Source organism: Dactylococcopsis salina PCC 8305, assembly GCF_000317615.1.
In the GTDB taxonomy this organism is placed as follows: domain Bacteria; phylum Cyanobacteriota; class Cyanobacteriia; order Cyanobacteriales; family Rubidibacteraceae; genus Halothece; species Halothece salina.
Genome location: NC_019780.1, coordinates 1,336,100 through 1,363,009, shown reverse-complemented (window position 1 = coordinate 1,363,009; position 26,910 = coordinate 1,336,100). Strand labels below are relative to the sequence as shown.

Below are 26,910 nucleotides of genomic sequence, written 5' to 3'. Positions count from 1 at the left end.
AAACTTAATAAAGCCTTTCATTTCAGCGAGGAAAAACCATGCCAGAAACACTTTTTAAGGTAGATTTAACCAAACCAATGCGAGATCAAGAAATGCCTGGACATAACCGTTGGCATCCTGATATTCCGCCAGTGGCTTCGGTAAAACCAGGGTCAGTTTTTCGCATTGAATGTAAAGATTGGACAGATGGGCAAATTAAAAATGATGATAATCCCAATGATATTCGGGATATTGATTTAAGTGTGGTTCATGTCCTTAGTGGACCGATCGAAGTGGAAGGAGCAAAACCAGGGGATATCTTGGTGGTTGATATTCTCGATATTGGAGCGCTACAAGGTGACGAATGGGGCTTTACTGGCATTTTTGCCAAAGAAAATGGCGGCGGTTTCTTAACTGAACATTTCCCCACTGCTAACAAGGCAATTTGGGATTTTCAAGGGATTTATACTCAGTCGCGTCATATTCCAGGGGTACGGTTTGCAGGAATTACTCACCCTGGGTTAATTGGTTGTGCGCCCTCTCACGAATTGTTAGCGAAATGGAACAAGCGAGAACGAGAATTAGTGGCTACTGATCCCGATCGCGTTCCCCCTTTAGCAACGTTACCGAATCCTGAAAATGCAGTTTTAGGGACGTTGAAAGGGTCGGAGTTTGAAAAAGCGGCCGCAGAAGGGGCGAGAACCGTTCCGCCGCGTGAACATGGTGGCAACTGCGACATTAAAAACCTGTCTCGTGGGTCAAAAATTTATTTCCCCGTGTATGTGGATGGGGCGAAACTATCTATGGGAGATATCCATTTCTCGCAGGGGGATGGAGAAATTACCTTCTGCGGCGCGATCGAGATGTCGGGTTATATTGATCTCCATGTGGATATTATTAAAGGGGGAATGGACAAATATGGCATGGTCAACCCCATTTTTAAGCCTGGTCCAGTTGAACCTCGTTATTCCGAGTATTTAGTGTTTGAAGGGATTTCGGTGGATGAATTTGATGGGAAACAGTATTATATGGATGCTCACGTTGCTTACCGTCGCGCTTGCTTAAATGCCATTGAGTATCTGACAAAGTTTGGTTTTACCCGAGAACAGGCTTACTTATTGTTGAGTTGTGCGCCCGTAGAAGGTCGCGTCAGTGGGATTGTAGATATTCCTAACGTTTGCTGCACGGTGGCGATTCCCACTGAGATTTTTGATCAGGATATTGTACCCGTTTAGGAGGTTGCTAAATGCCTTTATATGAATTTGAATGTGGCAATTGTGGCGTTTTTGAAGCGTTACGCCCGATCGCGCTTCGGGATACAGCCCCCAATTGTCCGACTTGTGAGGAAGAAACCCAACGCATTTTTTCTGTTCCCCATTTTAATCTCAGTTCGGGGAGTGCGTTCTTAAAAGCCAGACAAACCGATGAACCGCGATTAGAAAAACGGGAGAAAGAACCCACACAACCGAGTTATCAAAGTCATAAGCGCCATCGTCCTTGGATGGTGGGTCATTAACATTGTAGGGTGGGCAAGGCAAACCATTAATAACAACTAATTACTAGCTTTGACTTTCGCCCTCCTAACACTAACTCGTAGAAGTGGGTAGAGCCGTTGCCAATGTGGTAAGACACTTTGGCATGATAGCTTGATCCTGCCAATAGATTAAGGACGTAACCCATGAGCAAAAAGATCAGCATTACTTTGGATGATGAAATCCTTGACTTCGTAGATCAACGAACGAACAATCGTAGCAGTTTCATCAACAAGATTCTCCAGCATGAGAAGCAAAAGTCTTTCATGGAAGCGTTAGCAGAAGCATATCGAGATCAGTCAAGTGATCCCGATTTCCTAGAAGAAGTATCAGATTTAGAGATAACAGTTAGTGACGGATTATATTAGGTTCGGGTAATTGCTTATAATTAGTGTTGGGTTTCGCGTAGAGACGTTCCATGGAACGTCTCTACCCAACCTACTTTTTATCTACTTGTAGGGTTTGCCTTGCCCACCCTACTTATTATCATCATTAAGCAAACGGAAATTCTGTGCTTCTTAAATTACTTCAACTTTATAACTCAGCATTACCAGTCGGGGGATACAACTACTCCGAAGGATTAGAAACAGCCATTGATCAAGCAATAATCACCACAGAATACGGATTATCACAATGGCTACAAAATGAACTCTCTCACGGCGCAATTCGTCTTGAAGCGGCGTTAATGTTGCGGGGATATCGTTGTTGGCAAAATCAAGAATTAGAGACTTTAACCGCTTGGAATCAGTGGGGAAGCGCCGTTAAAGAAACATCGGAATTGCGAGAACAAAGTTGGCAAATGGGAAATACGCTGATCCGTTTGTTACTCGCCTTAGATTCTGATTCTGAGTTAAAAACAGGAATGCAGATGATAGAAAAACCCTATAATAGCGCGATCGCGTTTGGAGTTGCCGCCGCCCACTGGCAAATCGAAGAAAAAGCCGCCATTTTGGGTTATCTTCATAGTTGGGCAACTAATCTCATCAATGCTGGGGTGAAATTAATTCCACTTGGTCAAACCAACGGACAGCAATTATTATTAAAATTACATCCTGAAATTGAAACCGCGACAAGGGAGATCATCACCCTTCCCGATGACGATCTCTATAGTTGTAGCTGGGGATTAGCCTTAGCCAGTATGCAACATGAAACCCAGTATAGTCGTCTGTTTCGTAGCTAAATCTTACTGAATCAATGGAAAAACAATCATCAATCAATACCTTACGCTTCGGAATCGCTGGCCCTGTGGGTTCAGGAAAAACCGCCCTATTAGATGCTTTATGTAAAACCCTGCGACATACTTATCAAGTGGCTGTGGTGACTAATGATATTTATACCCAAGAAGATGCCCAATTTTTAGTGAAATCAGAGGCTTTACCGCGCGATCGCGTTTTAGGGGTAGAAACTGGCGGTTGTCCGCACACAGCTATTCGAGAAGATGCCAGCCTCAATTTATCAGCCATTGAACAACTGGAACAACAATTTAATCCTCTTGACTTACTTTTTGTGGAAAGTGGGGGCGATAACTTAGCGGCTACGTTTAGCCCTGAATTAGTGGATTTGACAATTTATGTGATTGATGTCGCTGCTGGCGATAAAATTCCTCGTAAAGGAGGGCCAGGGATTACAAAATCGGACTTATTAGTGATTAACAAAATTGACTTAGCCCCCTATGTGGGTGCTGATTTAGCAGTGATGGAACGGGATGCAAAAAAAATGCGCGGCGATAAACCGTTTGTCTTTACCAACTTAAAAACCCAAGACGGATTAACCGCCGTTCAAGAGTTTATCGTGTCTCATCTTAAATTTTCTTAACCGACGATGACCCCTTCTCCCTGGCATGGTGTGGTTAAACTCACCTATAGCAAACAAAATCAGAAAACCCAGCCGATACAGTCTTATAGCCAAGCCCCCTATAAACTGCAACGTCCTTTTTACCCCCAAGGCAAAGCAATCTGTTACACGACTATTCTGCACACCGCAGGGGGAATTGTTGGCGACGATCGACTTTCCCAGTCTATTCAGTTACAACCGAGTACCCATGCTGTCATTACCACCGCAGCCGCTAGTAAAATTTATCGCAGTAATGGTTTAACCGCATCGCAACAGATCAATATGGAAGTGGGAGAAAACGCTTGTTTAGAGTATCTTCCCAGAGAAACAATTGTTTTTAATGCTTCCCAATATCAGCAACAATTACAAGTTAATCTCGCTTCTACTGCGACTTGGTTAAGCTGGGAGATTCTCCGCTTTGGTCGTTCCGCTAGAGGAGAACAGTTTTTGCAAGGGAATTGGCGATCGCGCACGGAAGTTTGGCAAAATGGACGGTTAATCTGGGTCGATTCTCCTTGGCTACCTGCAGGAGAAGCAATCTGGAAAAGTCCTCATGGTTTAGGAGGCTATCCCTTAGTGGGAACATTGGTTTGGGTGGGAAAACCGCTTTCTTCAGAAAAGATCACAGAAATTCGTAATTTATGGCAGGAGACAGAAACCAGTGGCGAAGCTGGAACGACTGCTTTAATGTCTGGAGTTTTATGTCGCTATCGGGGAAATTCTCGTGGGGAAGTGATAAACTGGTTTACTAATATTTGGCGATTATTACGTCAATGGGACGGCAAAGAAACCCCTGTTACTCCTCGGGTTTGGCAAGTTTGATTATGCAGTTTTTTCATTAATTTTTCTATGCAACTTTCACCTCAAGAAAAAGATAAGTTATCTATTTTTACCGCTGCGTTACTCGCTGAACGACGGAAGGAAAAAGGACTCAAACTCAACTATCCCGAAGCGGTTGCTTATATTTCCGCAGGGCTTTTAGAAGGGGCAAGAGAAGGACGATCGGTTGCTGATTTAATGAGTTACGGCAAAACGTTACTCTCTCGTGATGATGTTATGGAAGGCATTCCAGAAATGATTGAGGATGTCCAAGTTGAGGCAACTTTTCCCGATGGCACAAAATTAGTTACGGTTCATAATCCCATTATGTAATATGAAATCCAAAGAGTTTTGCTACATTCGATCCCCCCAACCCCCCTTACTAAGGGGGGCAAAGGGGGGATCGTTATGTAGCGCAAATTGTTCAAAATGGTATAAGGAGAATTTGAGGCATGATTCCAGGAGAAATGCAGATTCAAGCGGGGGAAATTGAACTCAATCAAGGTCGTCAATGTCTTAGAGTTACGGTGGGAAATAGCGGCGATCGCCCGATTCAAGTGGGATCACATTTCCATTTTTATGAAGTTAATGCCGCATTAAGGTTCGATCGAGAAGCAACCAAGGGAATGCGCTTAAATATTCCCGCCGGAACTGCCATTCGCTTTGAACCAGGAGACGAAAAAGAAGTGGAATTAGTGACGATCGCAGGACAACGAAAAATTTACGGCTTTCGCGGTTTAATTAATGGGAAGGTTGATTCTCTTTAGGAAGTCTTGGTTAAAATCAATTATTAATTATGAGTTATTACATGGAACGGTCAGCCTACGCAGAAACCTTTGGCCCCACCACAGGCGATCGGGTGCGATTAGCAGATACGGAATTATTCATTGAAGTTGAACAAGATTTCACCACCTACGGGGAAGAAGTTAAATTCGGCGGCGGAAAAGTGATCCGCGATGGGATGGGACAATCACCCATTTCTCGCGAGGAAGGGGCGGTGGATACGGTGATTACCAATGCTTTGATTCTCGATTGGTGGGGAATTGTGAAAGCGGATGTAGGAATTAAAGACGGTCGCATCTTCAAAATTGGTAAAGCTGGCAATCCCTATATTCAAGATCAGGTAGATATTATCATCGGTCCGAGTACCGAAGCGATCGCAGGGGAAGGAATGATTCTCACCGCAGGGGGAGTGGATAGTCATATTCATTTTATCTGTCCGCAACTAATTGAAACCGCGATCGCGTCTGGGATTACCACGATGTTTGGTGGCGGAACCGGACCAGCAACAGGAACTAATGCCACCACTTGCACCCCAGGATCATGGCATCTTCACCGGATGCTAGAAGCTGCCGAGGCGTTTCCCGTAAATTTAGGCTTTTTTGGCAAAGGCAATAGTTCTCAACCCCAAGGACTAGAAGAACAGTTAATTGCAGGGGCGATGGGCTTAAAACTCCATGAAGATTGGGGAACCACCCCCGCCGCGATCGATACTTGTCTCTCAGTCGCCGATCGGTACGATGTACAAGTTGCCATTCATACCGACACCCTAAACGAAGCCGGATTTGTAGAAGAGACAATTCAGGCTTTTAAGGATCGCGCCATTCACACTTACCACACAGAAGGCGCTGGTGGCGGTCATGCCCCTGATATTATTAAAGTTTGTGGTCTGGCAAATGTGTTACCTTCCTCGACTAATCCCACTCGCCCTTATACTAGCAACACCCTAGAAGAACATTTAGATATGTTGATGGTGTGTCACCATTTAGATCGCAATATTCCCGAAGATGTTGCCTTTGCAGAATCTCGCATTCGTCGGGAAACCATTGCCGCCGAAGATATTTTGCACGATTTGGGGGCATTTAGCGCGATCGCGTCTGATTCCCAAGCAATGGGGCGTGTGGGAGAAAACATTATTCGCACTTGGCAAACCGCCCACAAAATGAAAGTTCAGCGCGGTTTACTTCCTTCTACCGAAAACCCCGATGCCACCCATGATAATTTTCGGGCGAAACGGTATATCGCAAAATATACGATTAACTCGGCAATCATGCACGGAATAGCCCATCAGGTGGGTTCAATTGAAGCAGGAAAACTAGCGGATTTGTGTTTATGGAAACCCAGTTGTTTTGGGGTGAAACCTGAAATAGTGATCAAAGGAGGTGCGATTGCTTATGCTCAAATGGGAGATGCTAATGCTAGTATTCCCACCCCCCAACCGATCGCGATGCGTCCCATGTTTGGTAGTTACGGAAAGGCAGTTAACAGCACCAGCATAACCTTTGTGTCTCAAGCAGCAATGGAGGCTAACATTGGGGAACAATTGGGCTTAAATAAAACCTTAGCAGCCGTGAGTAATACCCGCAATATTGGGAAAGCTGATCTGAAACTCAATGAATCACTCCCTAATATTGAAGTTGATCCAGAAACTTACGAAGTTCGAGCCGATGGTCAACTCCTAACTTGTGAACCCGCGACGACTCTACCGATGACACAACGATATTTTTTATTTTAAGAGTTTACCTCGCGGATTAAAATTGTAATCGCCGCTCGATCGAGCCTCAAACAAAGTAGGCCCTAGTGAAGGGAAACGTAACCCAACACCAAAGAATGTCAAGTGAAGTTAAAAAGTAGGTTGGGTGAAGGGAAACGTAACCCAACACCAAAGAATGTCAAGTGAAGTTAAAAAGTAGGCCCTAGTGAAGCCAAACGTAACCCAACACCAAAGAATGTCAAGTGAAGATAAAAAGTAGGCCCTAGTGAAGCCAAGCGTAACCCAACACCAAAGAATGTCAAGTGAAGTTAAAAAGTAGTTAAAAAGTAGGCCCTAGTGAAGCCAAGCGTAACTCAACACCAAAGAATGTCAAGTGAAGTTAAAAAGTAGGTTGGGTGAAGGGAAACGTCACCCAACACCAAAGAATGTCAAGTGAAGTTATAGCGCTTCGCGCTCAGATGCTTACATATTATAATCAAGTTAGTCCAAATTTACTCTCTAATCAAGCTAATGGCGATCGCTTATTGTCAAGAATTCCGAAAAAAGGCTCTATATTTAATAACTGTGGGGCAATCTATTAGTGATATTAGTCGGGAACTAGATATTAGTCGCCCAACTCTTTACAAGTGGAAATCTCACTGGGAAAAAACGGGTTCTACTCAACCCAAAAAAAACGTCCCACCTCCTCAACCTGCTAAAATTACTGACTGGGATAAATTTCAAAAATTCGTTGATATTCATCGAGATAAAACCCAAAAAGAAATGGCTCAACTTTGGGGAAATTGTAGCCACCATACGATTAGTAGAGCTTTGAAAAAAATTGGTTATACTCGTAAAAAAGCGGGTGCGTAATTCTGGGGTTTCCCCAGAATGTAAGACGCACCCAAGACAAACGTAGCTTATCTTGAACGCTGTGAAAAAGCCCGTGATGAATTTAAAGAAAAAATCGCCAAATACAGCCCATCAGAGGTGATCTACATCGATGAAAGTGGAATTGACAATAATGAAACGAATCCTTACGGCTGGTCAAAAAAAGGAGAAAGGTGTCAGGGAAGTCGCCCAGGAAAAAGAGGGGAGCGTTTAAGTATTATTGGAGCATTATGTCATCAAAAATTTCTAGCTCCAATGGTCTATCAGGGTTATTGTACAGCGCAAGTGATTGAAGTTTGGTTATCGGAGTTTTTATTACCTCAAGTAAGTAAGGGAAGCGTGATAGTTATGGACAATGCTCCTTTTCACAAGTCAAGGAGAAGCTCGAGAATTAATTGAAAATGCTGGTTGTGAGTTAATCTTTTTGCCCGCCTATTCTCCAGACTTAAATCCGATCGAACATTGGTGCGCCTAAAGTGAAAACAGCGATTAGAAAAGAGCTATCCAATTTAAATTTTGATGTTCATCAAGCGGCTACAGTGGCTTTTCAATGTTTGTAAATATACCAGCGCGAAGCGCTATATATCAAGTTCGGGTAATTGCTTATAATGTGTGTTGGGTTTCGCTTCGCTTCACTAGGGCCTACTCTTTATCATCGATCGAGCGAACCTGATATTATAAGTAGGGCTTCCTGAATAAAACTGAAACCCTTACCCAATGAGGCTTTAAGGTTCTTAACCCCTCAAAAAGGTGCAAGGGAGACAAGGGAGAAATGGGAGAAATGGGAGAAATGGGAGAAATGGGAGAAATGGGAGACAAGGGAGACAATTTTTTCTTCCCCATCTTCCCCATCTTCCCCATCTTCCCCATCTTGCCTCTTGCCTCTTGCCTCTTGCCTCTTGCCTCTTGCCTCTTGCCTCTTGCCTCTTGCCTAAGGCAACTTGCCTCTTGCCTAAGGCAACTTGCCTCTTGCCTCTTGCCTTTTGCCTTACTACACCAACTAATTAACTTTTTCAGCAAACCCTAAGTAATTACCTGAAAATTATGAGAGAGACTCAACCGTTATTTTTCCTAGAAAAACCAGCAATTTGTCGGATTTTAGATGCCAACCTCGATCGCGCTCGTGAAGGAATCCGTATCATTGAAGAGTGGTGTCGGTTCGCCTTAGAAGATGTCAAAGCCGCGCAAACCTGTAAAGAAATGCGCCAAACCCTCGCGCAATGGCACACAGCAGACATCCGACAAGCTCGTAACACCCCTGATGATTGTGGAACAACTCTCACTCATCCCCAAGAAGAAACGCGAGAAAATGCGGAAACCGTCCTCCACATCAATCTCAGTCGCACTCAAGAAGCCTTACGAGTGTTAGAAGAGTACGGAAAACTCTATCATCCAGAAATGGGAAACACCTTTAAACAACTACGGTATCAGGTTTACACCCTCGAAAGTCATCTTTTTTCTACTTCTCCTCACCAGAGACTGAACGCAGCGCAACTGTATCTAGTGACCTCTGCATCAGAAAATTTGTTTTCGATCGTGGAAGCCTCCCTAAAAGGTGGACTGTCTCTCGTTCAATATCGCAACAAAGACACAGACGATAACATTCAAATCGCAGAAGGAAGAAAACTGTGTGAACTTTGTCATCAATATGGGGCATTATTTATAATGAACGATCGAGCGGACTTAGCCCTAGCCGTGAATGCCGACGGCGTTCATTTAGGACAACAAGACCTTCCCATTGCCGTCGCGCGAAAAATCCTCGGCGCTAATAAAATCATCGGACGTTCCACCACTAACCCTCACGAAATGGAAAACGCCATCCAAGAAGGTGCAGACTATATCGGAGTCGGACCCGTTTACAAAACTCCCACCAAACCAGGTAAAAAACCAGCAGGGTTGGATTACGTGCGTTATGCGGCGAAACATTCCCCTGTGCCTTGGTTTGCCATTGGTGGCATCAATCGCGATAACATCAAAAATGTCATTGCTTCTCAAGCCAAAGGAGTCGCAGTCGTGCGATCGATCATGGGAGCATCTGATCCAAAAACCGCAACCGAAACCCTCCTCATGGCATTTGCCAACCGTTAAATCAGTCTTCACCATGTCCAATCAAACAATTACTCTCATCATCAACGGTGACACCGTGACTTGTGCTGAGGAAACTCCCGTCGCTGATGTTCTAACCCAATTCAACTATAATCCTCGTTTAGTCGCCGTCGAATACAACGGAGAAATTCTACACCGTCAGCATTGGTCAGAAACAAAAGTCAAAGCAGGAGACAAGTTAGAAATTGTAACCATTGTGGGTGGTGGTAACTTCTAAAATTAAGCATGATCAAAGTAGATCGTTAAGTTTTCAACCATCAAACAATCATCATGTTTCAAACTCTCTCTTGGAAACGTCTCTTAAAATCAGTTTTTCTCGTTACCCTTGCCTTACTCTTTGTCTTAGGCGATGCCAGTAGTGCCTTCGCCCGTGGCGGTGGACGCATCGGCGGTGGTGGTTTCCGCGCCCCGAGTCGCAGCGCCCCCGCACCGAGAGGAGGAAGCCGTCCCGGTGGCGGGTTTGGTTTTCCGTTCTTGTTACCTTTCTTTGGCTTCGGCGGGTTTGGTAGCATCTTCACCATTTTGATCTTTTTTGCCATTGCCAACTTCTTAGTTAGAAGTTTCCAGAATTCTGGTTTTGGTGGTGGTGAGGGGATGGCAACCGCTAACCCGAAAGTAACGGTGTCAAAAGTACAAGTGGGATTACTGGCGGATGCGAAAGAACTGCAAAAAGAATTAAATGACTTGGCTCAAAACGCAGATACAGCAACAACTTCGGGTCGATCGAAAGTCTTACAAGAAGCAACGTTAGCGTTATTACGTCATCCCGAATATTGGGTCTATGGTAAAACCGAATCCAATGTTTCCCAGTTAGAAGCGGCGGAGTCTGAGTTTAATCGTTTAGCATTGTCAGAGCGCAGTAAGTATGACGAAGAAACGCTCTACAATGTGGAGGGAACTTATCAACAAAGCGAAAGCAAAGCCAGTTCTGAGGAAGTCCCTTCCGAATATATTGTGGTGACAATTCTCGCTGGTGTTCAAGGTAAGATCACGCTTCCAGATGCCAACAGTGCTGAGGATTTACGTCAAGGGTTACGTCAGTTCGGAAGTACCAATAGCGAAAGTCTTTTGGCAGTAGAGGTAATCTGGACTCCACAAGCAGAAGGGGATACCCTATCTAATGATGATCTTTTAGTAACTTATCCCGACTTGAATCGGCTCTAAGCAATATGGCAATTACCCTTCCTTCCCAAGATAAGACCCATTACAAAAACGGTAACAGTGAGGGAGATTTTCCCACAGGCTATCGGAAACGAACCTCTCGCACGGTGGGGCGACAATTGCGCCCTGCGGTCTTGTTACTGGTGGTGACGGCTTTATTGTTGGGGGGAATGGGTGTTCGTTTGGGATATTTGCAATTGGTACAGGGGGAACGTAATCGGGCTTTAGCAGAAAATAATCGAGTGCGGATTCTCCCAAAACCGCCAGTGCGAGGGAATATTCTCGATCGAAACGGTAAAATTCTAGCGGATAGTCGTCTCTCTTACTCTGTGTTTATTTGGCCCCTGGCGAAAACGAAGCCCACTTGGGGCACTACTCTCTCTCGATTGTCTGAAATTCTGGAGCTTCCTGTATCAGAAATCAATGAGCAAGTGGAGGAAGTGCCAGTTAATTCCCCGTCTCTGGTGCGAATTGCGCGGGGGCTAACTCCTGAACAAGTGACCGCGATCGAGGAGTATAATTACGAGTTAACTGGCGTAGAATTGGAGATTGAGCCAGTGCGCGATTATCCCAACGGCTCAGTCGCCGCTCATCTTTTAGGCTATACGAGAGAGATTACAGGGGAAGAATTAGCCGAACAAAAGGACGAATATCGTCTGGGGGATATCATCGGGCGCATGGGAGCAGAAGCGGCGTTTGAGAAGCAATTACGGGGAGAATGGGGCGGTCAACAGGTGGAGGTGAATGCGTCTGGACAGATTGTTGAAATTTTAGGGGAAAAAACAGCGAAATCTGGGGACAATATTCGTCTCACGATCGATTTGGACTTACAAAAGGCAGCAGAAGTGGCTTTAGGAGACAGAATCGGCGCGATCGTGGCTTTAGACCCCAACAATGGCGAAGTTTTAGCCCTAGTCAGTCGTCCGACGTTCGATCCCAATATTTTCTCGACTCGCATCACTCCTAAAATCTGGCAAGAATTACAAACTAAAGATAATCCCTTTGTTAACCGAGCCATACAAGGCTTTCCTCCCGCTTCTACCTTTAAACTTGTCACCGCAACCGCTGGGATGGAGTCGGGGAAATATCCCCCGAATACAGTTTTAAATACTTACGCTTACCTCAATGTTTCGGGTGTACGCTTTGGAGAATGGAATCGCGCGGGTTTTGGTCTAATGGGCTATGTTCAAGCCTTAGCTTGGAGTAGTAACACCTTTTTTGGACAAATTGGGCGTGGGGTTGGCGGTGAAGTGTTGATTGATTGGTCGCGACGGTATGGTTTCGGGAAAGAAACCACTCTCGAACTACCTGCAGAAAGTTCGGGATTAATTGCGGATGAGGCTTGGAAACAAGAACGTTTTAATTGGAGTTGGTCCGCAGGAGATACGGTTAATATGTCTATTGGACAGGGATTTACTCAGGCGACTCCGTTACAAGTGGCGGTGATGTTTGCTGTTCCCGCCAATGGCGGTTATCGCGTGAATCCTCATCTCCTGAAAACGGAAGGCGGTTATCCTAATGAAAAGGTTTCCCTGAATCTTAAACCCAGTACAGTGCGGATTCTTCGGGAAGGAAACCGACAAACTGTGATCAGTGGCACAGGGGGAGCGGTTAATGCCCCTGGTCTGCCCCCGATCGCGGGGAAAAGTGGAACAGCAGAAGCGATTGGCAAGGCTCATGCTTGGTTTGGTGCATTCGCACCCTACGAGAATCCAGAAATTGTTGTTGTCGCCTTTGCAGAACATTCTGGCGGCGGTGGCGGCTCGGTGGCGGCGCCCATGGTGCGAGAAGTCTTGAAAGCCTATTTTGAATAATCAATCTAATCGTTTAATTGGGGCTTGAGTCAAGAAAGCTAAAACTCGCGTACCATTTGGTTTTAAGGCTCTTAACTCCTCAAAAAAGTGCAAGGGAGACAAGGAAGACAAGGAAGACAAGGGAGTGATTTTTCTCCCCCATCTCCCCCATCTTCCCCATCTTACCTCTTGCCTCTTGCCTTTTGCCTTTTGCCTTACTACACCGACTAATGAACTTTTTCAGCAAACCCTAATTGAATCCCTACATCTTTAAAAGTGTTCTGAAGTTTGTCTGATAAGTCGTTTCTGGATTGTTGCTGATATAATTCAATTGCTTTTTGATAAGATTTAACAATTTGATGATAGTTATAATTTTGTTGCGATGAAATCATGGCTTGGAGTTGACTCCAGGCTAAGTTATGATGAGCCTGCGCGATCGAATTTTCTAAAGCAATTGCTTGTTTGAGTTGAGGAATCGCTTTTTCCCATTGTTCTAATTTTGCTAAACTTGTTCCTAATCTGACATAAGCTAACGCCTGATTCGGAAATCTGTTGATGATGCTTTCGTAGGTTTCGATCGATGCTGTGGTTTGATTTAAATATTCTTGAGTAATTCCGAGATTTATTAATATCCAATAGGGGATTTGTGCTTGATTTACTGCTTTTTGGAAGTGAGAAAGAACTTCTTGATCAATTCCTGATTGAGATTGTTTCCAGCCTTTAAATCCCCAAGCAAAGCTACTATTAGGAAGTTCGGTTAGATATTCATTGAGACAGCGATCGACATCTTTTGCATTTTTAGTAACAACTGCTTTCTCTAGCGCAAGTAATAAACAGGGATAAACCCATTCTTTGATAGTTGTTAAATCTTGGTCTGGGTTTTGTTTAGCCTTAAAGAGAGCCTGTCTTGCTGCTTGAATCGCAGTTTTCCATTGTTTTTGTTGAGCAGTAATCCAACTTTTTAACCCCAAAGAAAAAACACAATAAGGGTTTAATTCTAATGCTTGATTAATAGCTGTTTCTGCTTCTTCCCATTTTTGAAGTTTTCCTAACGACCAAGCAAAATTCGCTTGAATCCAGGCTTCTTTTGAGGTTAATTGTACTGCTTTTTTAAGATTTTTTTCAGCTTTTTCCCAATTTCCACGACGACAGAAAACCAATCCTAGAATACCATAGGCTCTTCCTTCATTGGGATTGATTTTAACCACTTGATTCGCGGCGGATTCTGCTTTTTTATCATCTAAATGGGTTTGTACTAATGCGAGTTCTACAGCAACGTTTTCACTATCAGGTTCATTAACTAAACATTTTTCATAAGTGGCGACAGCTTCTTCCAGTTGATGATTTTTAACTAAGTTCTGCGCTTTTTTATGGAGAGGAGAAACAAAGTTTCCTTTCATTGCGTCAACCAGTTCTTCTGCGCTTTGAAAACGATTTTCTACTCTTAAATTCATTCCTGTGAGAATCACTCTTTCCAGAAGCGGAGAGAGATGAGGCGCTAACTGTCGCGGTGGAATCAGGGGATCATTATTATCTGTTAATCGCTCGATCGATGCTTCAGGAATTTGACCCGTTGCTAATTCATAAATAGAAGCACAAAGAGCATAAATATCAGTAGCGGGGAATCGTTTACTTTTATAATTGTATTGTTCTGGGGGAGCATATCCTGCTGTTAAGGTAACACTCATTTCTCTGGTTTGACCAGCAATAAATTCTTTGGTTGCGCCAAAGTCAATTAGGATCGCGTTATCTTCAGAATCAATTAGAATATTATCGGGTTTTAAATCACGGTGAAGTAAATTATTTTGATGAATAACTGCGAGTGCTTCTGTTGCTTCGATAAAATATTTTTTGAGTTTTGTTTCAGGAATTGACTGTTTTTCTTGTAGCAACTGGTATAAAGTTTTTCCAGAGATAAACTGCATAATAATATAGGCAGTATTATTTTCCTCAAACCAGTCATAAACTTGGCAAATATTGGGATGTTTACATTTTGCCTGATGTTGGGCTTCGAGTTTAAATTTCAGGATTTGTTGTTGTCTTTCGGCGGGAGGAATACTAGAAGACCAAGTAATATTTAAACCTTGTCTGACGGATTTTTCGGGCCAAAGTTCTTTAATCGCGATCGTGCTAGAGGTTTGACAATCTATTCCTTGATAGGTAATCCCAAAGCCTCCTTCTCCGAGTGTTTTCTCGATTAGATATCGTTTTTCTTTGAGATAAGTTTGGGGAGGAAGCTGATAGGTGGAAAAATTAGAATTAGCTGAACTATTGTCAGTTTGTAGAGGAGTTCCGCAAGCGAGACAAGCGGCGGCGGTTTCTTCGTTTTCGGCTAAACAAGAGGGACAGGTAATAGACATTTTTTTCTGTGATTTAAGTTTTTATATCCCCCCTAGCCCCCCTTGGAAAGGGGGGAAACAAGGGAGTGGTTTTATCCCCCCTAACCCCCCTTTGAAAGGAAACAAGGGAGTGGTTTTATCCCCCCTAGCCCCCCTTTGAAAGGAAACAAGGGAGTGGTTTTATCCCCCCTAGCCCCCCTTGGAAAGGGGGGAAACAAGGGAGTGGTTTTATCCCCCCTAGCCCCCCTTGGAAAGGGGGGAATGAAGAGGAATTAATTCAAAATTCGAGCTAACTTGAGGATAAATCCTGTTAATACGGGTTCACCTGATAATTCAGTGGGATTTTCTAAGATTTCTGTCTCTTTTCCAGTTTGATAAATTTCTACCCGCGAACTTTGTGGATCGATTAACCAGCCCAGTTTTGCGCCATTTTCGAGGTATTCCCTCATCTTTTCTTGGAGGGGTGGCAATTTATCACTTTTTGATCGTAATTCAACAACGAAGTCGGGATAAATTTTCGGAAAGGTTGTTTTATCTTCTGGGGTGAGTGCTTCCCAACGTTCTCGACTCACCCAAGACGCATCAGGAGAACGAATTGCGCCATTGGGTAAGGTAAAACCTGTGGAGGAGTCAAAGACTTTTCCCACTTCTCCAAAATTACGCCACCAGATGTATAATTCTCCAGCAATTTTCCAATTCTCTTCTCCAGTTTCCCAACCAGTTGGCGGATTCACAATTAATTCTCCTTGGGATGTTCTTTCTAGCCGTAAATCTCGATTCGCAGCCGCTAAGGTGGTAAACTGTTCTTCGGTCACTTTTAGCGCGATCGAGTTCGGTAGTGCCATTAATAGAGTTTCCGTTTCGGGAATTGTGGTTGTTTGGATCATTTTGACCTCCTTTTATCCCCCCTAACCCCCCTTTGTAAGGGGGGAAGGGAGTGGTTTTATCCCCCCTAACCCCCCTTTGAAAGGGGGGAAACAAGGGAGTGGAATCAATTCAAAATTCGAGTTAAGTTGAGGATGAATCCTGTTAAGACGGGTTCACCTGATAATTCAGTGGGATTTTCTAAAATTTCTGTCTCTTTTCCAGTTTGATAAATTTCTACCCGCGAACTTTGTGGATCGATTAACCAGCCCAGTTTTGCGCCATTTTCGAGGTATTCCCTCATCTTTTCTTGGAGGGGTGGCAATTTATCACTTTTTGATCGTAATTCAACAACGAAGTCGGGACAAATTTTCGGAAAGGTTGTTTTATCTTCTGGGGTGAGTGCTTCCCAACGTTCTCGACTCACCCAAGACGCATCAGGAGAACGAATTGCGCCATTGGGTAGGGTAAAACCAGTGGAGGAGTCAAAGACTTTTCCAAGCGTTTCGTTGGCTTCATACCATTGATAAAGTTGTCCAGTTAAGCTAGAGTTACGTTCTCCTGTTTCCCAACCTGCGGGTGGATTCACAATTAATTCTCCTTGAGATGTTCTTTCTAGTCGTAAATCTCGATTCGCAGCCGCTAAGGTGGTAAACTGTTCTGGGGTCACTTGTAGCGCGATCGAGTTCGGTAGTGCCATTAATAGGGTTTCTGTTTCGGGAGTGGTGGGTGTTTGTAGCATTTTGACCTCCTAAGATTAAGTCTCATCAACAGTAGTTAATTGGGTGAGAGTGAAATTGAAGGGCTAACAAGGTAGCATTGTCGTTCGCGCCTCGCTGTAAGATTAATTCCCTGACCTGATCAACACTAGACTGTAAAGGGATTCCTTGCTCAATTTTTTCGGCGATTTCTGCAGCAGAAACTAAATCCCAAACGCCATCAGAACAGAGGAAAATGATGTCGCCATCTTCAAGAGAAACGGAATAATTTTCTTCAAATCGTTGTAAATTTTGAACATAGCCTGGACTTAAATGAGCTTTTGAACCCAGAGAACGAGTTAACACCCCACGTTCAGGATAATCAAAGGTTTCTTCATAACTAATTTGACCACTTGCTAACAGCATAGCAACCATTGAATGATCTTCGCTTAACTGACAAACATAACCATTTCTTTGTAGCCAGATGCGACTATCTCCCACATGAGCAATCATTAATTGGTTATTATTAATGCAGACTACACTACAAGTTGTTCCGCCGTCTTTGGTTTGTTTCATAATTTCACCATTGGCTTTTTCAACTAATTGGTTAAGCCAATTTTGCCAATTTTCAAGAGAGTTTAAGTCGGGCGGTATGGGTTCATTAATAATTGTTTCTACTGTTACTTGACTTGCAATTTCTCCTTTGGCTGTTCCTCCCATTCCATCAGCAACCACTGCTAACATCACTGTTTTTTCTATTCCTAGTTTATACTGTCTAAAACCATAGTTATCTTCATTAGTTAAACGACTGGTAGAAAGTCCAACTGTAGAGAAACTAGCAACAGACCATTGATGTTTTTTTAATCGTAACTGTTGACGAGTTTGCACCAGTAAGTTGAGGAATTGATCGAGAGAAAAACGATCTTCGGGAATCAGGGATAAACCAATTTTTAGCAGTTGATACAGTTGAGGAAAAGGAGAATTTTCTAAAGATTTGAACTCATCAATAGTAGCAGGTTGATAGTAAATACAATGATAAAGAAAGGAAGCTACCATGTAACTACTCATTAACGGCTTAATGGGATAATTCCCATAAGAAAGTTCTGGGGCGCTATAGTTTCCTAAAATTCCAATTGATAAGGTTTCTTCGACAGGATAAATGTGAGTTAAATCAAAGATTTGAATCGGTGTTCCCAGTTGAATAAATTGAGGAGAAATATCCACTAAACACCATCCTTGCTGGTAGAGATAACGAGAACATTGGCAAATTTGACTGGCTAAGGCGAGGGAGGTTTCTAAAGTATGTTCTTGTTGTAGCCAAAATTCTAAACTATTTTCTTCGGTGGGGAGATGAGAGATGACTAAATGTTTCTTGGGCGATAAGTCTTCGGTGAGGGGTTTTTCTTCGTAATATTCTTCTTCTAAGTCGTCATTTTCAGATTGGGTTTCTGTTTCATTTGGTAATTGTTTGGTTAAGTTGATTCTACAAAAAGATTTTTGGAAGGATTGAAGATCAATGATGACTGATTCTTCTGTGGTGTGAGTGATGAGTTCTCCAATGAGTTTATAATCACCAATGGTTTGTCTGATGCTTAGTTCTCGCTCGATCGCGCCTTCGGTTGAACCAATGCGAAGTAAGGCTTTTTGTTCTGAATTTTCTTCGCTTTCGGGTGTTTTGAGTTGGATTTCAAAGTAATCAACCCCTGTTGCAAGTTGACCAAGGTAGGACATTGGAATCAGGGAAAATTCGTTAATAATTACTTCTTGATTTTTCGCGATTTGGACATCCATTTGATTTTTTAAAGCGACTCTATAAATTTGGTGGGCGGTGCCCACCCTACTACTTTTTAAACAGATTGAAAAACAAAACGAATCTTCGCGATCGCGATTTCGTCGCCAATATTTAAGGTTTCGGGTTGTGTAATTCTGGCGCTAAATCGTCGTTGACCGGATGGTTTTAGAAAAATGCCATTAGTTGACCCTAAATCCTGTATTTTCCAAACCCCATTTTCTTGATAAATTTCCCCGTGTTGACGAGAAACGGTATCACTACCAGGAAACTGTTCTAAATCAATTTCAACTGGACCTGAGTCTGGATCAAAAATACCAATGACCACACTTTCTTCTTCTAGGGAAAATTCGGGAATGGGTGCGTTAGGTACTTTCGACACCAATTTCACCGCAGCGTTAACGGGAGTGGGTGTGGGGGTGGGTTGAGGTTGAGAGGGAGTGGTTTCTGGTTCGGGTGTTGGTTCGGGTTCAGATTTTCCGTGTAGGCGATCGCGAATGGAACTACTGCGATCGTCCTCTGAAGCGGGTTCAGGTGTGGGAGTCGGTTCAGGGGTAGCCACAGTTAATTCAGAACCACAGGCTTCACAAAATTCTGTTCCTTCTACGTTATCGTAACCGCAAGCATCACAAGTAATTGTCATGATTATTTTCTCCTTTTTTGTTATTAGTATCTGTTTCATTCCCCCCTTTCAAATCTGTTTCATTCCCCCCTTTCAAAGGGGGGTTAGGGGGGATTATGGGGGGCTAAGTTCCAGTAAGGTCACGAATTTTGTCTTCTGTTAAGTCACCATTGACATCATCGGTGTTCATTTTTACGGTTTTTCCTTTCGCCCCCATCTTTACGGTTTTGCGAGTTCCTGCAGAAATTTTCCGCGTTTTTCGTAGTTCATCTTGCGCCCCACTGAGAGATTCTGTTAGTTCTTGATTGCCCATTTTTACAGTCATGCGACGGGCTTTTTCAATCATTTCTTCGGCTTTATCAGGATCATTTTCTGCGAGTTGTGTTGCCCGTTTTACCATATCGGAAATATTGCATTGTTGCATATAGTGCATCACTTCTTGATCCACTGGTGTTGCAACATTAGAACCAGCAACAAATTGCACCACTAAGTTTTGTGGTGGAAGTTCACCGCGATAGTTTTTCCCAGGAACATCATAGGTTAAGCCTAATTGTGCGATACGAACACGGGAAGCGGGACGAGATTGAATGGTAAATTCTAGAATAAAAATTGTCTCATCATTAGCAGAAGCATTACCAATATGATAGGGGTCATCATCGAGAGTAAATTCAGCAGGAGTGAGATAAGCACGAACTAGGCGAGTCAATTTTACCCCTTTTACGGTTTTAATTGTTAGGGCTAAGTTATTGATAACATCTTCTTGGGCGCGAGTGTATTCTTCGAGAATAGTTTGAGGAAGATTACTAATTGCAATCTGAGTGCCAATTCCTGTTCCTGCTACGACATGAAATAAACTTCCTGCTGTTGTATCACTGAGTTTGGTTAACAAGTTTTCGTTGTATTCTTCTCCTACTGCTAAAGCGGTAATGGGAATGTTATATTCGCTCAATTCAGGGGCAATTTTTTCACATTGATCTTCATCAAAAGTAGCACCATCGGTGAAAATTAAAACCCGCCGACTGGTCATTTCTTGGTTAGAAACTTGTTCAAAGGCGCGGCGTAAACCTAACCCCATTCTTGTGCCACCAGAATAGTCTTTTAATTGATCAATGGCTTGTTCTAATTGTTGAGTTTCTGTGGCTGGTGTCAATTCTATGATAGTGGAGGCTTGGTCGTCAAATTGAACAATGGAAACGCGATCGCGGCTTCCTAATTTTCCAGAATGAATGAGTGATTTTAAGGAGTCAATTACAATGTCAATTTTGGTTTTTCCGCCAGTAACAACGTTATAGCGTTGACCGTCAATTTCTGCAATTTCTCCTGTTGCTTTGGTTTCTCCTTCTACAATTTCTCGCATTGATCCACTTGTATCAATAACAAAAACAAATGAGGTAGAAGGACGACTTTTTGCGACTTCTTGAGTAGGTCGTAATTTGAGCATTGTGAACAGTTTTTGATTCTCTTGTTCACTGGGTAAAAATTCTCGATGGGGGGTAATGGATACGTTAAGCATAATTATTGTCTCCGTATGGGAAAGTTTAACTAAAAATCAAGTCGGGGAAAGCACCACCTTTGGGTTCAATATCCGTTAAATCAGGTGGAAGAAGGTGCGGAACTTCTTGATTTCCTTCGTCTTGCAGTTGTTTTAAGCTAGAGATAAATATTGAAGGTAAGTTAAGATTAATTTGTGTGGTTTTATAACCTTCTGCTATATCTTCTTGCCAACGAGTAATCATCTTTTTCAAGTTTACCTGATTAACTTCACATTGAGTTTGTTTCTCAAAAAAAGTTTTCATTCTTTCTTTGATTTCATCTGTAAATATTTGCTCAGGTTTGTTTTCTTGAGTGCGGGTGAGATCAAGAGTATAGCGGTATTCTTGCTGAGTTTCAGGGAGTTTTAAGATGAGGGCATACTGTACCATAATTAATCCTTTGTTCTTTTCACTTCTAAGGAAACACTACCCAATTTTCGTTTGTCTCCGTTTTGGAGTTTATGGATTAGTTTTTTCATGCCTTTTTTTTCTCCATAGTCTGAGTTATATTGCATAAATATTTGGTTTTGATCAAGATAAACTTTGGCAGTAATTGGGGTATAGCCTTGATCTTGTCGCAGGTAAATATGTGCATTATCAGCACAACCTAAAAGGATGGGTTCACTTCCTAGAGATAAGGTTTTTTGTTCATTGGCACTCCATTTAACGACTAACCAAGCCTCTCGGAAGGCTGCTTCTACTAAGATGATCATTAAACCGATTAAAAACCCGATCGCGCTGATTCCTAATAATCTTCCTATGACTTCTCCTAGCAAAAAACTGATGAAGATAAATAAAATTCCGCCAATGATTCCACCGATTCCACCGCCTCCTAATCCTCTAATTTTTCCTAAGTTAGGAATACGAAAACTTAAACCTAATCCTAATAAACCACCAGCAATTCCCCAACAGATGACTCTTAAGAGTTCAGTGGGTCCGATAATTGTATAGGTTGATTGCGCGATCGCGCCGGCGATAAATCCTGCTAAAACTCCTGGTAAAATCCCTTTTTTTATAGATTCTCCAATTCGCCAACCGCGTTTTAAGTAACTGGAATATCCCATTAAAAGGAAGATTGAAATCAAGCCACCAATCACGCCAAACCTGATCCCAACTGAAATAATAATTTCTACAAAAGATGTAGAATTATCCCAACTGATTAATTCTGCTAATAAACTGCCGATCGCGCCTCCCAATGCACCCCACCCGCCAAATTGGAGGGCTTGAGCAGAGTTTTCTTTGATGCTTGTTAAAATAGCTGTCATTTTTTCTCCTAATATGAAATGTCTAAGATTTTTATCCCCCCTAACCCCCCTTTGAAAGGGGGGAAATGTCTGTTTTAACTTCTAAGGTGATACCGCCAAGTTTACGTTTATCACCGTCTTTTAATTCATGTCTGAGTTTTTTCATGCCTTTTTGTTCTCCATAGTCTGGGTTATATTCCATTACTACTGTGTTATTTTCGGTAAAGATTTTTGCGGTTTTTGGAATGTAGCCTTGATCTTTTCTGAGGTATAAATGATCCGAGTCTGCACAACCGAGAGTAATCGGTTCTTTTCCTAAAGAAATTTGTGTGTTTTCATTAGGAGTCCAACGCACAATTAACCATGCGTTTCGGCTTAACTGTTCAATTAGTGCGACCATTAAACCAATAAAAAATCCGATTAAAATCGCACCGACTAAACGCCCCATTACATCATCTGTGACACTAGCGGTTGCGATAAATCCAAGTGACCCTAAAATCCCGCCAATTGCACCGCCCAAAAGAGCGCGATCGCGCCGTAAATTAGGAACAAAAAACGACATTCCTCCAGCGAGTAACATTCCTAAAATTGTCCAACCGCTAAGTCTGGCGATTAAATTAATCGTAGGAATTTCCGCCAGAGGTGTATAAATTAATTGACCGATTCCCCCTGCAATTAATCCCGCCGTAATTGATCCGATAATTCCCAAGAAAGCCTGTTTAGAGGTTAACAAACGTCGTCTTAAATAGTGATTTTGTCCAATAATTAAAGCCAAAGTTGTTCCCAAAGCCAGCAGACTTGTCCAGCTTCCAATCCGCAAAGCAGAATACACTAAACCATAGTCACCAGAAGGACTTGATTCTACTAATTGATCACTGTAAATAATCTTTTCTGCTGCTTGAAAGGCTTCGTCAAAGTTACCTGAACTGGCATAAAATACTAAACTCTCATCTTCTGTTAGTTGCGTCAGAAAATCAACATCAGCATCCCCAGTGGCAACCGCAATTAAATTAATATTTTGCCCCTTAATTTGTTGAGTAGCTTCTAGAGTATCTCTAGCAGAATCAGGCGCGCCATCGGTAAATAATAAGATATTTTTAGCCAAAGAAGTGGACTGTAATTCTTCCATAGCCGCCTTAATTCCTAATCCCATTGCAGTTCCGCCACCGTCTGCAAGATTAGTAATTGCTTGTTCAATTTCGTTGAAGTTTTGGCTTAAAGATGTGCCAATTTGGGTATTACTACCAAAACCAATCACAGCAAATTCATTATTTTCAGAAGTTTGGCGTTGCACAAACTTTTTCGCCGCTTGTTTCACCTCTCGTGTTTTTCCCCTATCCATACTTCCAGAGGTATCAATTAATAGTGCAACCGCTTGCGGAATCTTTTCTTTAGAAGGCGGAAGTTTGGTTAATGCTAATAGGGTTTCTCCCAATAAAAGCGCAGCAATTAAACAGCCTAATGCGCCATATAAACCAAACAATAAAGGTTTACTAGCAGTTCGTCTTAATCGTCGAAATAAATTACCCATGATTGATTCCAAATTTACCACTTTTACAATTAGGGAATAACTCTACAAGAAATATTAGGATTATTACCTTGGTCAATAACTTTTTCGGTATTTTGATTTGATATTTTCCAGCCTCCGTCACTGTATCGTAAATCGTAACGAACTAATCTTTTATCAGAAATGGTATTATCATCTTTACTCGGTCTATTATTAATACATAATGTTCTTTCTTCGCTTATAACTACATTGATAACAGCAGAATTACCTGAATTATTAAAGCTAGTAACTTCATCAACTTCTTGTGAGCGATAAGTATAATAAGCTCCGTTATTTTCCAACCAATCAACAGAACTTCCTGAACCATCTAGCTTGCGAAGTTTACTTCTGTATGCTTGACCTGTTAAAAATTCCGCGCCTAAATTCTTATTATAGGGAGGCGCAAAAATTTGCCGTTTTGCTCGTTGCCAATTTTGGATTAAATTAACAGCTTCTTGAGGGTTCAGGGAAGGAGCATTGCTTGATGATGTCGAGGAAGAATTAACATTGTTATTGGTTTGAATATTGCTAAAATCTACGCTATTGTTCTGACTTCTATTATTAGAACTAACGGCGGATTCTGGATTTCTTAATTCCATCGCTAGTTCAAATGTTTTCGCCCCTTTCGGAATAGCAATTTGAACAATATATGAACCATCTGTCGGGAGTTCTAAGCCTTCAAGGACATCATTATTAGGTGTTAAAACCCACATACAAAACTCATCATCGGTGCTATAACTTAACTTTTGTTCTTCTTTTCCCTCAAAAGCGTAACCTAATGCTTCATCGGCTGTGAGTTGACCTGATACTGTTGTCTCATTACCGTCTAAACTGACTTTTTCAACATTACTCGCCTCAAGTTTTCCTGGTTTTTCTGGACAGCCTCGATCGCTTTCTTTTGTTTCATCCACTTGTACAGTTTCAGAATTTGCATTTTGTTGACGGTTATTATTTTCTTGAGTCGTAACATTGTCACAACCAAAGAACAAGCTACAGGTAAATAGAAGTAATAGAATTTTATTTAGCATTTTAAAAATCTCCTTAGTAATGATTGTTTTACTTTTGAGTCTGTTCTAAATTGTGCATATTCGATTTTTGTATGAGAGGTCTAGCAACTAAAATTCCCTGAGCAGAAGGAACATTGCTAACATATCTAGCTAAATCAGATGCAATAGTAACTTCACCAGAAGGAGACGCATGAATTAAACTTACCTTCTCCTGAGAAACTTTAGTAATCAATCCTGTATGAGATACATCTAATCCTTTAATCTCAGTCGCCACACCAATAATATCACCAGGCTTTAGTAAATGCTCAATACTTCTAATTTGACTTGTAGGAAGGTAATGAATTTTCATATATTTGAGATTATTTTCCATATTCTGAATACATTGATAATTTTTATCACTATTAATTAAACGAGGATATAAGTGACGATTTTTGCTCATAAAATTGAGGTTTTTATTCATAACAATTCCTCCTAGTTTAGAGGTAATATCAATAATTGTTTTTTTCTTTTCATTATCTCTAATCCATTCTGAGAAATAGTGTAAGCGACTGCAATAACCATTCATTTCACCGTCTCTATAACGCTGTTCCATTACTCTTTCTTGGAAATGATTAAAATGCTGATCTTCCTGTTTAATTCCTCGCGTTAAAGCCAGTACAGTCTCTATAAAAAGAAAACAGTCAAATTGTGTTAAAGAAATAATAAGACGCTCTTGGTCACTCTGATCTAATAAGTTAACTTGATAGGGAGTTCCTAAAAACTGTTGCGCGATTGCACTCATAACTTCCCCTACTGGTTTTTTCTTTAAATTATTAGTTTTACTATATTGAATAATCTGTTCAAAACGTATTTTATCTTCTGGTTTAATAACAGAATTTATTTGATGATTTACAGATGATTTATTTTCTTCATTCTCTTGAAGTTGATTGTGAGAATTTTGAGGCTCAGGAGTATATAAATTAATGTGTTTTGTTTTAGAAAAATTTTCTATAAAGAACTTAGAATAAAAGCTATTAAGAAAATAGCTACTTGTAACAAGACTGATTACAATCCCAAAGATAGTGGTAGTTAATTTTAAATACATAATATTAAAATAAATATACAACTTTTAGTTAATTACATCCACTGACACGACGCTTAATACTCAGCCATTCTTGAGCTAATCGAGTTTGTCCAGGCTGAATCTTTTTCCCTCTTAGTTCAGGATATCTATCATAAAATTTATAATCTACGATCGCTTCGCAATTGCGAATTTGTTTCCATTCTTGGATAAAAGCAGTTTCATGAGGTTGAATCTTTCTTCCATCAAATTCAGGATGTCTTTCATAAAAAATCTGATCAGCTAATTGATCTATGATTGAATTATAAATATCACTAGGCTCAGATATTAAACTAGAGACATCGTTATGGGGTTTAGAATATTCTGATTGCTCTGGACTTATAGAAGAAGCCTTAAGTGAATAAGACGACTGCTGTTGCTCTAAACTTATAGCTAGTTCAAATGTTTTCGCCCCTTTCGGAATAGCAATTTGAACAACGTATGAACCATCTTTTGGTAGTTCTAAGCCTTCAAGGACATCATTATCAGGTGTTAAAACCCACATACAAAACTCATCATCGCTGCTATAACTTAACTTTTGTTCTTCTTTTCCCTCAAAAGCGTAACCTAATGCTTCATCGGCTGTGAGTTGACCTGATACTGTTGTCTCATTACCGTCTAAACTGACTTTTTCAACATTACTCGCCTCAAGTTTTCCTGGTTTTTCTGGACAGCCTCGATCGCTTTCTTTTGTTTCATCTACTTGTACGGTTTCAGAATTGGTTTCTTGTTGTGTTTCCTCAGTGTTACTTTCTTCAGTTGGAGGGTTAGTGCAACTAAAAAGAAAGCTACAGCTAAAGAGAAAGATGAGTAATTGATTAGATAAAAGTTTATTGTACATTTTTAAACCTCTCTTTGGTAACAATTGTTTTTGAGTCTGTTCTGACTTTGACATTTTCAATTTCTCGACTGATAAAGTTTGCAAAATTTTCCGACCTTTGTACACTTCTAAAAGAAGCAATTTGGATCAGGCGTTCTCCTTCAATAGTTTTCATAAACGCATCTTGACAAAAGATATTTCTTGCTTTTTCTAAGTTAGCGTTGCTATAAGAAATATCTACCGCATAAAAAGTAACTGGATAATCATCTTCCTTCAGAGGTAAAGAATCACCACAAGATGATTTCGGAAAATCAGCAAGACTATACTGAGGTTTGGGAGGTGAGGTTAAAGCGAGTTCGATCTGAAAATTTTCAGAAGAATTAATGGTGGAAATTTGCATAATGTATTCACCACTTGTAGAAAGTTTTGCTGGTTTAACTAAACTTTGATTGGGGTCATAAATCCAAATACACAACTCATTGTCTGTTTCATAATTCAAGGTTTGACCTGTTTCGGCGGTGAATTGATAGCCAATCATTTGAGAGTTGCTTACTGTTCCTGATTTGGTAATAGTTTTTTTATCAAAATCAAGAAGTATAACATTTTTAGATTGCAGTGCAATATTTGGCTGTTTTGGGCATTTTTTAGGTTTATTCATGGGTTGATTTTGTTCGTTTGGTAATTGAACAGATTGATTTTCTCCTGAAGAATTACAGCTAATTAGAAGGAGGGAAGTTAAGAAAAAGATAATTACTTTGAGCAT

Annotated in this window: 31 protein-coding genes; 16 read left to right on the top strand and 15 right to left on the bottom strand. The window is 41.4% G+C overall.

Annotated features, from left to right (window positions below; all coding sequences use genetic code 11):
• Positions 1-38 precede the first annotated feature (38 nt).
• The 12 genes from fmdA (at position 39) to DACSA_RS19680 (ending at position 8,002) form a co-directional block, all read left to right on the top strand.
• Positions 39-1,214, top strand: a complete 1,176-nt coding sequence (gene fmdA / locus DACSA_RS06790; protein ID WP_015229036.1) for a formamidase — start codon at positions 39-41, stop codon at positions 1,212-1,214.
• An 11-nt stretch (positions 1,215-1,225) separates the two neighbouring features.
• A complete protein-coding gene (locus tag DACSA_RS06785) occupies positions 1,226-1,495 on the top strand; it encodes an FmdB family zinc ribbon protein (protein ID WP_015229035.1) in 270 nt (89 codons plus the stop codon).
• Between the two features lie 162 nt (positions 1,496-1,657).
• Positions 1,658-1,879, top strand: a complete 222-nt coding sequence (mazE, locus tag DACSA_RS06780) for a type II toxin-antitoxin system MazE family antitoxin (protein WP_015229034.1) — start codon at positions 1,658-1,660, stop codon at positions 1,877-1,879.
• A gap of 143 nt (positions 1,880-2,022) precedes the next feature.
• Positions 2,023-2,691: an urease accessory protein UreF gene (locus tag DACSA_RS06775; RefSeq protein WP_015229033.1), complete on the top strand. Its 669-nt coding sequence runs from the start codon at positions 2,023-2,025 to the stop codon at positions 2,689-2,691.
• 32 nt (positions 2,692-2,723) lie between these two features.
• Positions 2,724-3,326, top strand: a complete 603-nt coding sequence (ureG, locus tag DACSA_RS06770) for an urease accessory protein UreG (RefSeq protein WP_041235737.1) — start codon at positions 2,724-2,726, stop codon at positions 3,324-3,326.
• 6 nt (positions 3,327-3,332) lie between these two features.
• A complete protein-coding gene (locus tag DACSA_RS06765) occupies positions 3,333-4,166 on the top strand; it encodes an urease accessory protein UreD (RefSeq protein ID WP_015229031.1) in 834 nt (277 codons plus the stop codon).
• A gap of 27 nt (positions 4,167-4,193) precedes the next feature.
• Positions 4,194-4,496, top strand: a complete 303-nt coding sequence (ureA, locus tag DACSA_RS06760) for an urease subunit gamma (RefSeq protein WP_015229030.1) — start codon at positions 4,194-4,196, stop codon at positions 4,494-4,496.
• 119 nt (positions 4,497-4,615) lie between these two features.
• The gene (locus DACSA_RS06755; RefSeq protein ID WP_015229029.1) at positions 4,616-4,930 is read left to right on the top strand and encodes an urease subunit beta; all 315 of its coding nucleotides are present in this window, start codon (positions 4,616-4,618) and stop codon (positions 4,928-4,930) included.
• A 29-nt stretch (positions 4,931-4,959) separates the two neighbouring features.
• Positions 4,960-6,678: an urease subunit alpha gene (gene ureC, locus DACSA_RS06750; protein ID WP_041235372.1), complete on the top strand. Its 1,719-nt coding sequence runs from the start codon at positions 4,960-4,962 to the stop codon at positions 6,676-6,678.
• A 543-nt stretch (positions 6,679-7,221) separates the two neighbouring features.
• The gene (locus DACSA_RS06745; RefSeq protein ID WP_232225229.1) at positions 7,222-7,509 is read left to right on the top strand and encodes a helix-turn-helix domain-containing protein; all 288 of its coding nucleotides are present in this window, start codon (positions 7,222-7,224) and stop codon (positions 7,507-7,509) included.
• A gap of 117 nt (positions 7,510-7,626) precedes the next feature.
• On the top strand, positions 7,627-7,926 hold the full coding sequence (locus DACSA_RS22840) for a transposase (protein WP_198007647.1): 300 nt from the start codon (positions 7,627-7,629) through the stop codon (positions 7,924-7,926).
• Entirely contained in the window at positions 7,883-8,002 is a 120-nt protein-coding gene (locus DACSA_RS19680; protein WP_083874379.1) for a transposase, read from the top strand. The genes DACSA_RS22840 and DACSA_RS19680 overlap by 44 nt, the downstream gene beginning before the upstream one ends.
• Before the next feature lie 200 nt (positions 8,003-8,202).
• Here DACSA_RS19680 and DACSA_RS20400 read toward each other — a convergent pair whose 3' ends face one another.
• Positions 8,203-8,547 (bottom strand): hypothetical protein, encoded by a 345-nt coding sequence (locus DACSA_RS20400; protein WP_041235370.1) that lies wholly within the window; start codon positions 8,545-8,547, stop codon positions 8,203-8,205.
• Positions 8,548-8,571: 24 nt separating this feature from the next.
• Between DACSA_RS20400 and DACSA_RS06730 the strand changes: the two genes are divergently transcribed.
• The 4 genes from DACSA_RS06730 to mrdA are packed head-to-tail and all read left to right on the top strand — an operon-like array spanning position 8,572 to position 12,608.
• On the top strand, positions 8,572-9,615 hold the full coding sequence (locus DACSA_RS06730) for a thiamine phosphate synthase (protein WP_015229026.1): 1,044 nt from the start codon (positions 8,572-8,574) through the stop codon (positions 9,613-9,615).
• A gap of 13 nt (positions 9,616-9,628) precedes the next feature.
• Positions 9,629-9,850, top strand: coding sequence for a sulfur carrier protein ThiS (gene thiS / locus DACSA_RS06725; protein WP_015229025.1), 222 nt, complete (start codon positions 9,629-9,631; stop codon positions 9,848-9,850).
• Between the two features lie 53 nt (positions 9,851-9,903).
• A complete protein-coding gene (locus tag DACSA_RS06720) occupies positions 9,904-10,797 on the top strand; it encodes a DUF1517 domain-containing protein (RefSeq protein ID WP_015229024.1) in 894 nt (297 codons plus the stop codon).
• Between the two features lie 5 nt (positions 10,798-10,802).
• Positions 10,803-12,608 (top strand): penicillin-binding protein 2, encoded by a 1,806-nt coding sequence (gene mrdA, locus DACSA_RS06715; RefSeq protein ID WP_015229023.1) that lies wholly within the window; start codon positions 10,803-10,805, stop codon positions 12,606-12,608.
• Positions 12,609-12,687: 79 nt separating this feature from the next.
• Here the strand turns inward: mrdA and DACSA_RS22060 are convergent, their stop codons facing one another.
• The 14 genes from DACSA_RS22060 to DACSA_RS06650 all read right to left on the bottom strand — a co-directional run bounded on the left by DACSA_RS22060 (position 12,688) and on the right by DACSA_RS06650 (position 26,910).
• On the bottom strand, positions 12,688-12,834 hold the full coding sequence (locus DACSA_RS22060) for a hypothetical protein (RefSeq protein WP_156800686.1): 147 nt from the start codon (positions 12,832-12,834) through the stop codon (positions 12,688-12,690).
• Positions 12,815-14,947 (bottom strand): serine/threonine-protein kinase, encoded by a 2,133-nt coding sequence (locus tag DACSA_RS06710; protein ID WP_015229022.1) that lies wholly within the window; start codon positions 14,945-14,947, stop codon positions 12,815-12,817. Before DACSA_RS06710 ends, DACSA_RS22060 begins: the two co-directional genes overlap by 20 nt.
• Positions 14,948-15,198: 251 nt before the next feature.
• Complete coding sequence (locus tag DACSA_RS06705) at positions 15,199-15,813, bottom strand: Uma2 family endonuclease (protein WP_015229021.1); 615 nt, start codon at positions 15,811-15,813, stop codon at positions 15,199-15,201.
• A gap of 104 nt (positions 15,814-15,917) precedes the next feature.
• Positions 15,918-16,532 carry a Uma2 family endonuclease gene (locus tag DACSA_RS06700; protein ID WP_015229020.1) on the bottom strand — a complete coding sequence of 205 codons (615 nt, stop codon included), beginning with the start codon at positions 16,530-16,532 and terminating at the stop codon, positions 15,918-15,920.
• A 25-nt stretch (positions 16,533-16,557) separates the two neighbouring features.
• A complete protein-coding gene (locus DACSA_RS06695) occupies positions 16,558-18,279 on the bottom strand; it encodes a PP2C family protein-serine/threonine phosphatase (protein WP_041235736.1) in 1,722 nt (573 codons plus the stop codon).
• 56 nt (positions 18,280-18,335) lie between these two features.
• Positions 18,336-18,920 carry an FHA domain-containing protein gene (locus DACSA_RS06690; protein WP_015229018.1) on the bottom strand — a complete coding sequence of 195 codons (585 nt, stop codon included), beginning with the start codon at positions 18,918-18,920 and terminating at the stop codon, positions 18,336-18,338.
• A gap of 103 nt (positions 18,921-19,023) precedes the next feature.
• A complete protein-coding gene (locus DACSA_RS06685; protein ID WP_015229017.1) occupies positions 19,024-20,412 on the bottom strand; it encodes a vWA domain-containing protein in 1,389 nt (462 codons plus the stop codon).
• Between the two features lie 25 nt (positions 20,413-20,437).
• On the bottom strand, positions 20,438-20,821 hold the full coding sequence (locus DACSA_RS06680) for a hypothetical protein (protein WP_015229016.1): 384 nt from the start codon (positions 20,819-20,821) through the stop codon (positions 20,438-20,440).
• Between the two features lie 2 nt (positions 20,822-20,823).
• The gene (locus DACSA_RS06675) at positions 20,824-21,696 is read right to left on the bottom strand and encodes a hypothetical protein (RefSeq protein ID WP_015229015.1); all 873 of its coding nucleotides are present in this window, start codon (positions 21,694-21,696) and stop codon (positions 20,824-20,826) included.
• 40 nt (positions 21,697-21,736) lie between these two features.
• Positions 21,737-23,206, bottom strand: a complete 1,470-nt coding sequence (locus DACSA_RS06670) for a vWA domain-containing protein (RefSeq protein ID WP_015229014.1) — start codon at positions 23,204-23,206, stop codon at positions 21,737-21,739.
• Between the two features lie 29 nt (positions 23,207-23,235).
• A complete protein-coding gene (locus DACSA_RS06665) occupies positions 23,236-24,249 on the bottom strand; it encodes an ARC6/PARC6 family protein (protein ID WP_015229013.1) in 1,014 nt (337 codons plus the stop codon).
• 28 nt (positions 24,250-24,277) lie between these two features.
• Positions 24,278-25,312 carry an N-acetylmuramoyl-L-alanine amidase-like domain-containing protein gene (locus DACSA_RS06660; RefSeq protein ID WP_015229012.1) on the bottom strand — a complete coding sequence of 345 codons (1,035 nt, stop codon included), beginning with the start codon at positions 25,310-25,312 and terminating at the stop codon, positions 24,278-24,280.
• 28 nt (positions 25,313-25,340) lie between these two features.
• Positions 25,341-26,222 (bottom strand): hypothetical protein, encoded by an 882-nt coding sequence (locus tag DACSA_RS18225; protein ID WP_232225227.1) that lies wholly within the window; start codon positions 26,220-26,222, stop codon positions 25,341-25,343.
• Complete coding sequence (locus DACSA_RS06650) at positions 26,158-26,910, bottom strand: hypothetical protein (protein ID WP_015229010.1); 753 nt, start codon at positions 26,908-26,910, stop codon at positions 26,158-26,160. Before DACSA_RS06650 ends, DACSA_RS18225 begins: the two co-directional genes overlap by 65 nt.

Coding starts and splice junctions, on each gene's coding strand:
- DACSA_RS06705 (WP_015229021.1), bottom strand. CDS start 15,813: ATGATCCAAACAACCACAATTCCCGAAACGGAAACTCTATTAATGGCA.
- DACSA_RS18225 (WP_232225227.1), bottom strand. CDS start 26,222: ATGTCAAAGTCAGAACAGACTCAAAAACAATTGTTACCAAAGAGAGGT.
- DACSA_RS19680 (WP_083874379.1), top strand. CDS start 7,883: ATGCTCCTTTTCACAAGTCAAGGAGAAGCTCGAGAATTAATTGAAAAT.
- DACSA_RS06670 (WP_015229014.1), bottom strand. CDS start 23,206: ATGGGTAATTTATTTCGACGATTAAGACGAACTGCTAGTAAACCTTTA.
- ureC (WP_041235372.1), top strand. CDS start 4,960: ATGAGTTATTACATGGAACGGTCAGCCTACGCAGAAACCTTTGGCCCC.
- mrdA (WP_015229023.1), top strand. CDS start 10,803: ATGGCAATTACCCTTCCTTCCCAAGATAAGACCCATTACAAAAACGGT.
- DACSA_RS06700 (WP_015229020.1), bottom strand. CDS start 16,532: ATGCTACAAACACCCACCACTCCCGAAACAGAAACCCTATTAATGGCA.
- mazE (WP_015229034.1), top strand. CDS start 1,658: ATGAGCAAAAAGATCAGCATTACTTTGGATGATGAAATCCTTGACTTC.
- DACSA_RS06685 (WP_015229017.1), bottom strand. CDS start 20,412: ATGCTTAACGTATCCATTACCCCCCATCGAGAATTTTTACCCAGTGAA.
- DACSA_RS06660 (WP_015229012.1), bottom strand. CDS start 25,312: ATGTATTTAAAATTAACTACCACTATCTTTGGGATTGTAATCAGTCTT.
- DACSA_RS06675 (WP_015229015.1), bottom strand. CDS start 21,696: ATGACAGCTATTTTAACAAGCATCAAAGAAAACTCTGCTCAAGCCCTC.
- DACSA_RS06695 (WP_041235736.1), bottom strand. CDS start 18,279: ATGGATGTCCAAATCGCGAAAAATCAAGAAGTAATTATTAACGAATTT.
- DACSA_RS06785 (WP_015229035.1), top strand. CDS start 1,226: ATGCCTTTATATGAATTTGAATGTGGCAATTGTGGCGTTTTTGAAGCG.
- DACSA_RS06690 (WP_015229018.1), bottom strand. CDS start 18,920: ATGACAATTACTTGTGATGCTTGCGGTTACGATAACGTAGAAGGAACA.
- DACSA_RS06765 (WP_015229031.1), top strand. CDS start 3,333: ATGACCCCTTCTCCCTGGCATGGTGTGGTTAAACTCACCTATAGCAAA.
- ureA (WP_015229030.1), top strand. CDS start 4,194: ATGCAACTTTCACCTCAAGAAAAAGATAAGTTATCTATTTTTACCGCT.
- thiS (WP_015229025.1), top strand. CDS start 9,629: ATGTCCAATCAAACAATTACTCTCATCATCAACGGTGACACCGTGACT.
- DACSA_RS06755 (WP_015229029.1), top strand. CDS start 4,616: ATGATTCCAGGAGAAATGCAGATTCAAGCGGGGGAAATTGAACTCAAT.
- DACSA_RS06720 (WP_015229024.1), top strand. CDS start 9,904: ATGTTTCAAACTCTCTCTTGGAAACGTCTCTTAAAATCAGTTTTTCTC.
- DACSA_RS06650 (WP_015229010.1), bottom strand. CDS start 26,910: ATGCTCAAAGTAATTATCTTTTTCTTAACTTCCCTCCTTCTAATTAGC.
- fmdA (WP_015229036.1), top strand. CDS start 39: ATGCCAGAAACACTTTTTAAGGTAGATTTAACCAAACCAATGCGAGAT.
- DACSA_RS06680 (WP_015229016.1), bottom strand. CDS start 20,821: ATGGTACAGTATGCCCTCATCTTAAAACTCCCTGAAACTCAGCAAGAA.
- DACSA_RS06665 (WP_015229013.1), bottom strand. CDS start 24,249: ATGCTAAATAAAATTCTATTACTTCTATTTACCTGTAGCTTGTTCTTT.
- DACSA_RS06730 (WP_015229026.1), top strand. CDS start 8,572: ATGAGAGAGACTCAACCGTTATTTTTCCTAGAAAAACCAGCAATTTGT.
- DACSA_RS06710 (WP_015229022.1), bottom strand. CDS start 14,947: ATGTCTATTACCTGTCCCTCTTGTTTAGCCGAAAACGAAGAAACCGCC.